The sequence below is a fragment of the Tumebacillus sp. BK434 genome (genome assembly GCF_004340785.1).
In the GTDB taxonomy this organism is placed as follows: Bacteria; Bacillota; Bacilli; order Tumebacillales; family Tumebacillaceae; genus Tumebacillus_A.
In genome coordinates this window covers 1-12,221 of the sequence record NZ_SLXS01000001.1, presented here as the reverse complement: position 1 = coordinate 12,221, position 12,221 = coordinate 1, and the positions used below count along the sequence as shown (strand labels likewise).

Sequence of the window (12,221 nt, the reverse complement as noted above, 5' to 3'; positions counted from 1 at the left end):
ATTCGACAATCCAATTGAAACTGCCACTCACCATTTTATAACTCTAACTAAAATCTTACTAGGGACTTTCGACCTTACTCGACATTATTCTTCTGATGGACTTTCGACCTTACTTTGTCAATATCCTGCTGATTTCTTTGCCATTTACATGAACAACAAAACAGGGCGCGGACCTGAGTCCGCGCCCTGTTTGCTATTTCGATTTCATATCTTCCAGCAATGGAAGAAGCTTCTCGTTCAAGATTTTAATGTGCGTGCCTTTCATCCCAAGCGAGCGCGCTTCCACAACGCCTGCGCTTTCCAATTTGCGCAAGGCGTTGACGATCACGGAGCGCGTGATGCCGACGCGGTCGGCGATGCGGGAGGCGACGAGCAGCCCTTCACGGCCGTTCAGCTCCGCGAAGATGTGGTCTACCGCTTCCAACTCCGAGAAGGAGAGGGAGCTGACCGCCATCTGCACGATCGAGCGGTCGCGGCCTTCCTGCACTTTCTTCTGCGAAGCGGCGCGGACCAGCTCAAGGCCGATCAGTGAGGCGCTGTATTCTGCGAGCACGATGTCCTCTTCGGTCATCTCTTCGCCCTGGCGCGTTAAGAGCAGCGTCCCCATCCGTTCGCCGTTGCCGCGAATCGGCACGATCGACAGGTACGTACCGTCCCCTGCCGCACTGCAAAACGGGGTGTCCTCCTGTAAGTTGATGCGTGTGAGATCATTGCTGTGGAGTTTTGCCACAAAGTCTTTCGGCAGGCAGATCATCCCTGCTGCATCCTTTGGAAACTGCGAGACATCAAACATCCCGGAGAGCGCATGGCCGAGCAGCCGGCCATTATCATCCGTCAAGAAGACGTTGGTAAAAACGATGTCGCGCAAGGATGCGGTCATTTCATCAAAGACCACCTTCATGCCGTCCGTACGTTGCAGCAATTGGTTCAATACCCGCGTTTTGCTTAAAAGTTCCATATCAGCCTGGTACCCTCCTGAGGTATGCCTACAGGATATAGTGGCTGAGATCCTTGTTCTTCACGATGCCTTCCAGTTTCTCCGCGACGTAGGCCGGGGTGATCACCACTTTGTCGAGCAGCACGTCGGACGCTTCAAAGGAGAGGTCTTCGAGCAGTTTTTCCAGCAGCGTGTGCAGGCGTCTTGCTCCGATGTTATCGGTCTCCTGGTTGACGGTGGTGGCGAGTTCAGCGAGTTTGCCGATCGCTTCTTCGGTAAACTCGACTTTGATGCCTTCCGTCTCTAGCAGCGCGATGTACTGCTTGATCAGCGCGTTTCTCGGTTCGGTGAGGATGCGCTGGAAGTCTTCTTTGGACAAGCTCGTCAGTTCGACCCGGATCGGGAAGCGGCCTTGCAGCTCCGGGATCAGGTCGCTCGGTTTGGAGATGTGGAATGCGCCGGCTGCCATGAAAAGAATGTAGTCGGTCTTGACCGAACCGTATTTGGTCATCACGGTCGAACCTTCGACGATCGGCAGAATGTCACGCTGCACGCCTTCGCGGGAGACATCGGGACCGCCGCGCTCCTTGCCGGCGATCTTGTCGATCTCATCGATAAAGATGATGCCGGACTGTTCGGCGCGCCGTACAGACTCGGCGGTCACTTCGTCCATGTCGATCAGCTTTTGCGCCTCTTCCTGCGCAAGCAGCTTGCGCGCCTCGCGGATCGGGACTTTGCGCTTCTTGCGGCGCTTGGGCATCATGTTGCCCAGCATCTCCTGGAGGTTGTTCATGCCAAGCCCCTCCATGCCGGCGCCGTTTCCAAGCAGGTCCATCATGCCAGGCGTGTTGTCTTCGACATCGACTTCGATGATCTGGTCTTCCAGCTCTCCGCTTTCCAAACGTCTGCGAGCTTCGCTTCGTTTTTGTCGGATCTCATACGAATCCTGTGCATTTTCGTCTTGTTGTGTACCAGCATTGCCACTAAACAGCATTTCAAACGGATTTTTGAAATTTTTGTTTTTCGACGGGTCGGGAACGAGCAGGGAAACAAGGCGGTCCTCCGCCATAAACTTCGCCTTTTCATCGACTTCCGCCATTTTTTCCGCCTTCACGATGCGGATCGCCGTTTCGACCAGATCGCGTACCATCGACTCCACGTCACGCCCGACATAACCGACTTCGGTGAACTTGGTCGCTTCGACTTTGATGAAAGGCGCGCCGACCAGTTTGGCGAGGCGGCGAGCGATCTCCGTTTTGCCGACGCCGGTCGGTCCGATCATCAGGATGTTTTTCGGCGTCACTTCCTCGATGATGTCTTCGGCGAGCAGCGAGCGGCGGTAGCGGTTGCGCAAGGCCACGGCGACCGCCTTTTTCGCTTTGCTTTGGCCAACGATATATTTATCGAGTTCTTCGACAATCCGCTTTGGGGTCAGGTCTTTCATTTTGTTCATAGCGTTCCCCTCCTCTTAGCCGATCTCTTCGACGATGATGTTGTGATTGGTGTACACGCAGATGTCTGCCGCCGTCTTCAAGGCGTTCTCTGCAATCTCGCGGGCGCTGAGCTCGGTGTGGTGATACAGCGCGCGTCCGGCCGCCAAGGCGAAGGAGCCGCCCGAACCGATCGAGATGATGTCGTCATCCGGCTCGATCACTTCCCCGTTGCCCGAGACGAGCAGCAGATGGTCGCGGTTCATCACGATCAGCATCGCTTCGAGGTTCTTCATCATCTTGCTGGTGCGCCAGTCTTTGGCCAGTTCGACAGCAGCCCGCTGCAGGTTGCCGTGGAACTCTTCGAGCTTTCCTTCGAACAGGTCAAACAGCGTAAACGCATCGGCGACCGATCCGGCAAACCCGGCGACGACTTCGCCGCGAAACAGGCGTCTGACTTTCTTGGCGCCGTTTTTCATGACCATGTTTTGGCCAAATGTGACCTGACCATCGCCTGCCATCGCAGCTTTGCCGTTGCGGCGGCAGGCGAAGATCGTCGTGGAGTGGAATTGGCTTTGACTCATACTTCCCGTCCCCTCTCTCGTTAAGCCCGCGGATGGGCCTTGGTGTAGACACGCTCCAGATGCTCGCGAGTCGTGTGCGTATAGATCTGCGTACTGGACAGACTGGCGTGGCCGAGCAGTTCCTGCACGACCCGCAAATCAGCGCCATGGTCGAGCAGATGAGTGGCAAACGTGTGGCGCAGCGTGTGCGGAGACACTTTTTGCATCCCGGCAAGTTGTACTACGTATTTGTCGAGAATACGTCGCACGCTGCGGTCGGAGAGCCGCGTTCCTTTGTGGTTGAGAAACACCGGGCGGTCCTCTCCGCCCGCCTGCTGGCGCAAGAGCGGCCAAGCGTCGGCCAGATAGCGGCGCAAGGCGCTGACGGCAGGCGACCCGAGCAGGACATAACGCTCTTTGGAGCCTTTGCCGAAGACGAGCGCCGCTCCGAGGTCGAGATCGAGGTCGGAGCGGTCGAGCCCGACACATTCGCTGACCCGCACGCCAGAGGCGTACAACAGCTCAAGGAGCGCCTTGTCGCGCAGCCCCAGCAGTGTGGTGGTGTCGGGCGCATTCATCAGGCGCTCCACCGCATCGAGGTACAAAAAGTTCGGCAGACGGCGCTCCAACTTCGGCAGGTGCACATCTTTCGCCGGGTTCTTCTCCACAAATCCTTCGCGCCGCAAAAAAGCGTAAAAGGAGCGGAGCGCCGAAATTTTGCGCGCGATCGTCTTCTTCGCGCGGTCGCGCGCCATGCGGCCGACAAACGTGCGCACGTCAAGGTGGGTGATGTCGGCAAACGATGCGCGCCCTTCGCCCAGCATGAAGGCGATGAACTGTTCGAGGTCGGAATAATAATGGTCGAGCGTGTGGTGCGAGACCTTCTTCTCGACGGCGAGATACTGCATGTACAAGTCCACCTGATGATCGATCATCGGCGGCCAGACGAGCGGCTGTTCCATCGTAATCCCCGCCTTTTCCTGCAACCCTATGTAAAAAAAGGGCGCTTTAGACCGATTTACAGCTGTTGTTCAGTCACAAAGTCCCCAAGGCTGTTTAGAGCGCGCTCGGAGATCTTTTCGTTTTTCTCCATCTTGTTGCGGATCTTTTTCTCCAGCGGCGGAAGCAGCCCAAACGTCGCGTTCATCGGCTGAAAATTCTTGCCGCTGGTGTGTGTGATGTAATACGCGAGTGAGCCGATCGCCGTCTCGCGCGGGAACTCGAGCGGCTCCTTGCCTTCGAGCAGGCGCGACGCGTTGATGCCTGCGATCAGGCCGGCCGCTGCCGATTCGACATAGCCTTCCACCCCGGTAATTTGGCCTGCAAAAAACAGGTTGTCGCGCACTTTCGTCTGGTAGGTCTGGCGCAGGAAGTTCGGCGAGTTGATGTAAGTGTTGCGATGCATGACGCCAAAGCGCACGATCTCGGCGTTCTCCAGGCCCGGGATCATCTGGAACACCCGGCTCTGCTCGCCCCACTTGAGATGGGTCTGGAAGCCAACCATGTTGTAGAGCGTCGCCGTCGCGTTGTCTTGGCGCAGCTGCACGACGGCAAACGGCTCTTTGCCGGTGCGCGGGTCGGGGAGGCCGACCGGTTTCAAGGGACCGAACAGCATCGTCTGGCGGCCGCGTTTGGCCATCACTTCGATCGGCATACACCCTTCAAAGAAGATCTCTTTCTCAAACTCTTTGAGCGGAACGCCTTCCGCCGTGATCAGCGCTTCGTAAAACGCGTTGTACTCCTCTTCGGTCATCGGGCAGTTGATGTATGCTGCTTCGCCTTTGTCATAGCGGGAGGCGATGTACGCTTTGTCAAAGTTGATCGATTCCTTGTTGATGATCGGAGCGGCCGCATCGTAAAAATACAGATACTCCTCCCCGGTCAGCTCCAGAATCGCTTGCGACAGGTGCGGTGAGGTCAGCGGACCGCTGGCGATAATCACGATGCCTTCCTTGGGAATCTCGGTGATCTCTTCGCGGATGACGTTGATGTTCGGGTGCTCCATGACGCGGTGCGTCACTTCCCCGGAGAACACATCGCGGTCGACAGCAAGCGCACCGCCTGCCGGAACGGCCGTCTTGTCGGCCGAAGTGATGATCACCGAGTCGAGGCGGCGCATCTCTTCTTTCAACAGGCCGACCGCATTGGTCAGCGAAGCTCCGCGCAGGGAGTTCGAGCAGACCAGCTCGGCGAAGTTTTCCGTTTTATGTGCATCAGTCTTGCGAACAGGGCGCATTTCGTACAGGTTGACCTGATGGCCGCGCTTGGCGATCTGCCACGCTGCCTCCGAACCTGCCAGCCCCGCTCCGATGACTGTGATCGGTTGTGTCATGATGTATGTCTCCTTTCGTACCACAAAAAACAGGGGCAAACTACCCCTGTTTGCCCTCTGCGGTCACTTCTTCCTTATGGTTGCATTCCGCACCGGAACACTGGATGACTTCTTTACCTTCACCTTTTCCGGTGCGTTTTATGACTAGCGGTTCGCCGCATTCCGGGCAAGGTTGGCCGGTCGGACGATCCCAGATGATGAAATCGCATTCCGGATAGCGGTCACAGCCGAAGAAGACGCGGCGGCGCTTGCCTTTGCGCTCGACGAGCTGCCCTTCCTTGCATTTCGGGCAAGCAACGCCGATCTCTTTTAAAATCGGCTTGGTGTTGCGGCAGTCCGGGAAACCCGGGCAAGCCAAAAACTTGCCGTAGCGGCCGTGTTTGTATACCATCAGCTTCCCACATTTCTCACAGGGGACATCGGAGACTTCCTCCTGGAGCTCGACATGCTTCATCTCTTCTTCGGCGATCCGCAGATGCTTTTCAAAATCCACGTAGAACTCGCCGAGCACTTTCACCCAGTCGATGTCGCCTTCTTCCACTTCGTCGAGCTCTTGCTCGATGTTGGAAGTGAAATCGACGTCGACGATCTGCGGGAAGAACTCTTCCATCATCTCGTGCACGATCTCGCCAAGCTCGGTCGGTACGAAACGCTTCTCTTCGAGCAGCACGTAGCCGCGCTTCTGAATCGTCTCCAAGGTCGGCGCATAGGTGGACGGGCGTCCGATGCCGATCTCCTCCATCGTCTTGACGAGGCGCGCTTCCGTATAGCGGGGCGGCGGCTGCGTAAAGTGCTGTTTCGGCTCGACCTCGGGGTCTTTCAGCTGCTGCCCTTCTTCCATCGGCGGCAGGAATTTCTCGTCTTCGTCCTTCCCTTCATCATTTCCTTCAATATATAAGGTCATGAAGCCAGGGAACTTGATCTTCGACCCGGTCGCGCGAAAACGCGTCTCGCCGACGGCAATGTCGACCGTCATCGTATCGAGCACCGCCGACGCCATCTGCGAAGCGACAAAGCGGTCCCAGATCAACTTGTAGAGGCGGAACTGGTCGCGGCTCAAAAATTCCTTGATCTTGTCCGGGTGCCGCAGCACCGAAGAGGGGCGTACCGCTTCATGCGCTTCCTGTGCGCCTTTAGACTTGGTCGCGTAGTTGCGCGGTTCGGGCGGATAATAGTCCGCGCCGAATTCCTCCGTGATATATTCTCTCGCTTCCTCTTGTGCGATCGGAGAGATGCGGACAGAGTCGGTACGCATATACGTGATCAAACCGACCGTCCCTTCGCCGCCGATGTCGATCCCTTCATAGAGCTGCTGGGCGAGCGACATCGTCTTCGATGCGCGGAAGTTTAATTTGCGGGCTGCTTCCTGCTGCAGGGTGGAGGTGGTGAACGGCGCGGACGGGTTGCGTCTGCGCTCGGTCATCTTGACCGATTGCACGACCCAATTCTGACCGGCGATCTTCTGCTGGATCTCCAGCACGTCCGCCTCCGATTTCAATTCTTTTTTCTCTTCTCCGAAACCGTGGAATCTTGCTTCAAATTTGCTTTTGTCAATTTTGAAATGAGCGGTGAGCGTCCAGTACTCCTCCGGCTCGAAGGCGCGGATTTCGTTTTCGCGGTCGATGATCAAGCGCACCGAGACCGATTGGACGCGGCCGGCAGACAGCCCCTTTTTGACTTTCTTCCATAGAAGGGGGGAGATCTGATAGCCGACGAGACGGTCCAAAATGCGGCGGGCCTGCTGGGCGTTGACCAAGTTCATATTGATCGAGCGCGGATGTTTGAACGCTTCTTTGACGGCGTCTTTGGTGATCTCGTTGAAGACCACGCGGCAAGGTGTCGCAGTGTCCACATCGAGAATATGCGCCAAATGCCACGCGATCGCTTCACCTTCGCGATCCGGGTCGGCTGCGAGAAAAACTTGTTTCGCTTTTTTGCGGGCGTCGCGCAGCTCTTTCAAAATGTCGCCTTTTCCACGAATGGTTATGTATTTCGGAGAGAAGTCGTCTTCTACAGTTACGCCAAGCTGCGATTTGGGCAAATCGCGAACGTGACCCATCGACGCTTTGACCACGTATTTTTTCCCAAGGTATTTGCCGATCGTCTTTGCTTTGGCGGGAGATTCGACGATTACGAGATAATCGGACACGACTCTCTCCTCCTTTCTTTATGTATTAGAATGCGTTTTCATAAGCCAAATCCGAGATGCTATGTACCAATATATATCAAGAAATCACCGTTTGTCACGACAAAACGATATTTTTTATGCATGAACTCATGGATTAGTATTATCCAAACCGCACAAACGGCAAACGGTGGCAACCAAAAAAGAGAGGGTCGCACCCTCTCTTGCTTACCGTTTGACGCGCAGGAAACGGTTGCCAGGCAAGGCGGCGATCTCCCCTTGCAACTGCAACCGCAACAGCGTGCTGTGCAGCTGGCCAAGGGGGAGTCCGGTGTGAAGATGCAGTTCGTCTAGCGTGGCTGCTTCATGGCCGAGTGCTTCGAAAAGGATACGGAACTCGGAGGGCAGATACGTCAGGTCATGTTGCGGGAAATGCGTTGTGTTTTGCGGGAGGGAAAACTCGTAGTCTTCGAGGAGATCAGCGGCGGACAGCACGAGCTTGGCACCTTGTTGGATCAGACGGTTGGTGCCGGCGCTGGCCGGGGAGGTGATCGGTCCGGGGACGGCATAGACGTCGCGGCCTTGTTCGAGCGCTTGGTCGGCGGTGATCAGCGAACCGCTTTTTTCACCCGCTTCGACGACGAGGGTGGCTTGCGAAAGACCGGAGATGATCCGGTTGCGGACCGGGAAATTCTGTGGACGGCCGGGAGCATGCGGGGGATATTCGGAGAGCACGGCGCCATGGCCGTCGGCGATGCGATGCGCGAGGGTGACATTCTCCCGGGGGTAGATCTGCAGCACGCCGCTCCCGAGCACCGCGATCGTCTGTCCGCCCGCCTGCAGCACCGCATGGTGTGCCGCTGTGTCGATACCCCGCGCCAAGCCGGAGACGATCGTCAAGCCGCTTGCAGCAAGCTCTGTCACCAGCCGCTCCGTCGCCAGCCGCCCGTAGGCGGTCAGCGTCCGCGCGCCGACGACAGCGAGCGCCGCAGCGCCCGTTCGCGGAATCGTCCCGATCACAAACAGACCTGCAGGCGGATCGTACAGCGTATGCAGGATCTGCGGATATTCACCGTTTACCTGCGAAACGTAGCGCACCCCTTGCGGCTCAAACTGCTTGCGCACCGCCACCGGGTCAAAAGAGGCCCGGGTCGCGACCAGGGAGCGGATGATCTGCTTCTTCACCCCGGACTGCCGCTCCATCTCCGCTTCCCCGGCCGCCCACACGCTCTCCCAACAGCCAAACGTGTCATACAGCCGGCGCACCGTAACCCCGCCTGCGCCGGGCGTTACAGACAGCCATAGCAAAATATCGTCAACGCGCACAAACGTTCCCCCTCTCGGATAAAAAAGAGAGACTCCCAGGAGTCTCTCTTGCTGATTGTGTGAAATTACTTCACGGTCACTTTTTCAAGCAGACCTTTTTCCTTGAGCAGTGCGACCATGGTCGAGCCGAGGTCGGACGGGGTCGGAGCTACGCGGATGCCCGCTGCTTCCATCGCCGCAATCTTTTCAGCTGCGGTGCCCTTGCCGCCGGAGATGATCGCGCCTGCGTGGCCCATGCGCTTGCCCGGAGGTGCGGTTGCGCCTGCGATGAAGCCGACAACCGGCTTGGTGCAGTTCGCTTGGATCCACTCAGCCGCTTCTTCTTCCGCAGTGCCGCCGATTTCGCCGATCATGATGATCGCGTCGGTGTCCGGGTCGTTTTGGAACAGTTCCAAAACATCGATGAAGTTGGTGCCGTTGATCGGGTCGCCGCCGATGCCGACTGCGGTGGATTGACCGATGTTTTCCGTGGTCAGCTGATGCACCGCTTCATAGGTCAAGGTGCCGGAGCGGGAAACAACGCCCACGCGGCCCGGGGTGTGGATGTAGCCCGGCATGATGCCGATCTTGCACTCGCCCGGCGTGATCACGCCCGGGCAGTTCGGACCGATCAGGCGGGTGCGCTTGCCTTCCATGAAGCGACGCACTTTGATCATGTCCATGACCGGGATGCCCTCGGTGATGCAGATGACGAGATCGAGGTCAGCGTCTACCGCTTCCAAGATCGAGTCTGCTGCAAACGCCGGCGGAACGTACACGACCGAAACGTTTGCGCCGGTCGCGTTCTTCGCTTCCAGCACGGTGTTGAAGATCGGCACGCCTTCGATTTCGGTGCCGCCTTTGCCCGGGGTTACGCCTGCAACCATGTTCGTTCCGTATTCAATCGCTTGCTTTGTATGGAAAAGGCCCGTTTTACCCGTGATGCCCTGGGTCATGACCTTCGTATCTTTGTTAATCAAGATAGACATTTGGGTTACCCTCCTCCGCTCGTATTACTTCACCAATGCGACGATCTTTTGCGCTGCGTCCGCGAGGCTGTCTGCTGCGACGATGTTCAGGCCGGACTCGTTCAAGATCTTCTTGCCGAGCTCGACGTTGGTGCCTTCGAGGCGAACGACGAGCGGCTGGTTGAGGCCGATCTCTTTCGCAGCTGCGACAACGCCTTCTGCGATGGTGTCACACTTCATGATGCCGCCAAAGATGTTGACGAGGATGCCTTTGACGTTTTCGTCAGACAGGATGATCTTGAAGGCAGCCGTAACTTTCTCAGTGGTCGCGCCGCCCCCTACGTCAAGGAAGTTCGCCGGGGTGCCGCCGTAGTGCTGGATGGTGTCCATCGTCGCCATCGCCAGGCCTGCACCGTTGACCATGCAGCCGATGTTGCCTTCGAGTGCAATGTAGGTCAGGTCGAACTTGGAAGCTTCGATCTCTTTCGGATCTTCTTCTTCCAGATCGCGCAGTTCGAGGATGTCCGCATGGCGGAACAGGGCGTTGGAGTCGAAGTTCAGCTTCGCATCCAGCGCGACAACGCGGCCGTCGCCGGTGACGACGAGCGGGTTGATCTCAGCGATCGAGCAGTCGTTTTCAACGAAAGCGTTGTACAGGCCTTGCATGAACTTCACAGCCTGCTTGACCAGCTCGTTCGGGATGTTGATCGCGTACGCCAGCTTTTGCGCTTGGAAAGCAGCCAGACCGACAGCCGGGTCGATCGCTTCTTTGAAGATCTTCTCCGGAGTTGCTGCTGCCACTTCTTCGATCTCGGTGCCGCCTTCTTCAGACGCCATCATGACGACGCGCTGGGTCGCGCGGTCGACGACGAGGCCGATGTAGTACTCTTTCTTGATGTCGGACAGCTCTTCGATCAGGAGGCGGTTGACAACCTTGCCTTCCGGGCCGGTCTGATGCGTGACCAAGGTCATGCCGAGAATCTGTTCTGTGTATGTACGTACTTCGTCAACGCTCTTGCCGAGCTTGACGCCGCCTGCCTTGCCGCGGCCGCCTGCATGGATCTGTGCTTTCACTACAGCTTTGCCGCCCAGTTCTTCAGCGATCTGTACTGCTTCATCTACCGTAAAGGCCACGCGGCCGTTCGGAACCGCGACGCCATACTTTTTCAAGACAGCTTTGCCTTGATACTCATGGATGTTCATTCCGCTTCCTCCTCCACTTGATTCGTGAAAAAATGTACAATTGCCCAAACCAAACTTCTATATTCGACCCGTTTCGTCCGAGTCCTGCAAGAATCGACAAATCAGTGACAATTTCTTAGCGGAATTTTTGTTCGCTTTCGAACTGCACTTTGCGTCCGCACGTATCGCAGATAAAGGTGGAGCTGCCTTCTTTCGCAGCCTGTACCTGTTCGACCGATGCCGCGTCCGCTTCATGCGTTGTGCCGCAGAGCGAACAGCGAAGCGTATACTCTTGATTCATCTGGCGTCACTCCTTTTGAATGGTAACAGATGAGACTAGTATGCTGCTTCCTTACCTCTTAGATGCTTGTACGCCGATCAGTTTACTTTCTTGACAGGCTTGTCGACCAGGCCGGATTTGTCGCTGGACCACTCCACGTCGTCCATGATGTCGAGCATGCGGGCGACTACTTCCGCGATCGTGTCGCGGCCGTAAAGGTCATCGCCAAGCTCCTTTTCCATCGCGTCAATCTGCTCGGTGACAAACTGCTCGTCAAGATAGAGTTCGTCAACGACTTTCTTGATCACCATCGCGCGAACAGAAGCTTTATCCATCCGCATAGCCCCCTTCCACACACATCTTCCTTAGGATAATCCAACCTTGTGGAAAATACAAACCTGTTTGCGTCGTTGAAAAAAATTCGGAATACTACAATTTCGGTATGCCCACATATCCTACTAGGAGATACTTTTGGTACTTGGAAAGGAGCGCGTACTGATGGATGTAAAAGATGCGATTCTCACCCGCCGCAACATCAAACAATTCAAGCCGGACCCGGTGCCGATGGAGCATGTCGAGGAGTGGCTGACTTGGGCCAGCTATGCGCCAAACCACCGCATGGCCGAGCCTTGGATCGTCTGCGTGGTCGGTCCGGAAACGCGGGCGCACGTGAAGCACAAGACCGATTTTGGCGGCGCACCGCTCCTGCTCGCCGTTGCCTCCACACCGGCGAAAACGGCGGTCGACCGGGATGAGCATATCGCAGCGGTGGCCTGCTTCATTCAGAACTTCATGCTGGCCGCCCACGCCGATGGAGTCGGCACTGGCTGGTCCTCGCTTGGCGTCTCACCCCGCGTGCGTGAACTGCTCCAACTGCCGCAGGGGATGGAGATCGTCGGCTTCCTGCCGGTCGGCTATCCGCTGGAAGTGCCGGAAGCCAAACCGCGCACCCCGATTCAGGAAAAACTGCATCAACTGCCTTAAACAAAAGACACCCGTCGCTGTGGTCGTAGCCCCGTCAAGTAGACAGTAATAAAGGACATGTATTATGCAGCGAGCGCTTTCCGGTACTCAACGGGGGAGCGCTCGCTTAATTTAG

At 56.8% G+C, this 12,221-nt stretch carries 12 protein-coding genes; 1 reads left to right on the top strand and 11 read right to left on the bottom strand.

Going from position 1 to position 12,221, the window contains the following annotated elements; translation table 11 throughout:
* Positions 1–193: 193 nt before the first annotated feature.
* The 11 genes from codY to EV586_RS00010 all read right to left on the bottom strand — a co-directional run bounded on the left by codY (position 194) and on the right by EV586_RS00010 (position 11,457).
* Positions 194–958 (bottom strand): GTP-sensing pleiotropic transcriptional regulator CodY, encoded by a 765-nt coding sequence (gene codY / locus EV586_RS00060; protein WP_132943053.1) that lies wholly within the window; start codon positions 956–958, stop codon positions 194–196.
* Positions 959–986: 28 nt separating this feature from the next.
* Positions 987–2,390 (bottom strand): ATP-dependent protease ATPase subunit HslU, encoded by a 1,404-nt coding sequence (hslU, locus tag EV586_RS00055; RefSeq protein WP_132943052.1) that lies wholly within the window; start codon positions 2,388–2,390, stop codon positions 987–989.
* 15 nt (positions 2,391–2,405) lie between these two features.
* Positions 2,406–2,951 carry an ATP-dependent protease subunit HslV gene (gene hslV / locus EV586_RS00050; RefSeq protein WP_132943051.1) on the bottom strand — a complete coding sequence of 182 codons (546 nt, stop codon included), beginning with the start codon at positions 2,949–2,951 and terminating at the stop codon, positions 2,406–2,408.
* Between the two features lie 20 nt (positions 2,952–2,971).
* A complete protein-coding gene (gene xerC, locus EV586_RS00045; RefSeq protein WP_207893837.1) occupies positions 2,972–3,892 on the bottom strand; it encodes a tyrosine recombinase XerC in 921 nt (306 codons plus the stop codon).
* Between the two features lie 56 nt (positions 3,893–3,948).
* Complete coding sequence (trmFO, locus tag EV586_RS00040; RefSeq protein ID WP_132943050.1) at positions 3,949–5,262, bottom strand: FADH(2)-oxidizing methylenetetrahydrofolate--tRNA-(uracil(54)-C(5))-methyltransferase TrmFO; 1,314 nt, start codon at positions 5,260–5,262, stop codon at positions 3,949–3,951.
* Positions 5,263–5,302: 40 nt separating this feature from the next.
* Positions 5,303–7,411 (bottom strand): type I DNA topoisomerase, encoded by a 2,109-nt coding sequence (topA, locus tag EV586_RS00035; protein ID WP_132943049.1) that lies wholly within the window; start codon positions 7,409–7,411, stop codon positions 5,303–5,305.
* A gap of 204 nt (positions 7,412–7,615) precedes the next feature.
* Positions 7,616–8,713, bottom strand: coding sequence for a DNA-processing protein DprA (gene dprA, locus EV586_RS00030; RefSeq protein WP_132943048.1), 1,098 nt, complete (start codon positions 8,711–8,713; stop codon positions 7,616–7,618).
* 65 nt (positions 8,714–8,778) lie between these two features.
* Positions 8,779–9,681, bottom strand: a complete 903-nt coding sequence (gene sucD, locus EV586_RS00025) for a succinate--CoA ligase subunit alpha (protein ID WP_132943047.1) — start codon at positions 9,679–9,681, stop codon at positions 8,779–8,781.
* 24 nt (positions 9,682–9,705) lie between these two features.
* Positions 9,706–10,863: an ADP-forming succinate--CoA ligase subunit beta gene (sucC, locus tag EV586_RS00020; RefSeq protein WP_132943046.1), complete on the bottom strand. Its 1,158-nt coding sequence runs from the start codon at positions 10,861–10,863 to the stop codon at positions 9,706–9,708.
* 115 nt (positions 10,864–10,978) lie between these two features.
* Complete coding sequence (locus tag EV586_RS00015) at positions 10,979–11,143, bottom strand: DUF2197 domain-containing protein (RefSeq protein WP_132943045.1); 165 nt, start codon at positions 11,141–11,143, stop codon at positions 10,979–10,981.
* Between the two features lie 77 nt (positions 11,144–11,220).
* Positions 11,221–11,457: a hypothetical protein gene (locus EV586_RS00010; RefSeq protein ID WP_132943044.1), complete on the bottom strand. Its 237-nt coding sequence runs from the start codon at positions 11,455–11,457 to the stop codon at positions 11,221–11,223.
* A gap of 163 nt (positions 11,458–11,620) precedes the next feature.
* On the opposite strand from EV586_RS00010, the gene EV586_RS00005 reads away from it, so the two are divergent.
* The gene (locus tag EV586_RS00005; RefSeq protein ID WP_132943043.1) at positions 11,621–12,106 is read left to right on the top strand and encodes a nitroreductase family protein; all 486 of its coding nucleotides are present in this window, start codon (positions 11,621–11,623) and stop codon (positions 12,104–12,106) included.
* The last annotated feature ends 115 nt before the right edge of the window (positions 12,107–12,221 follow it).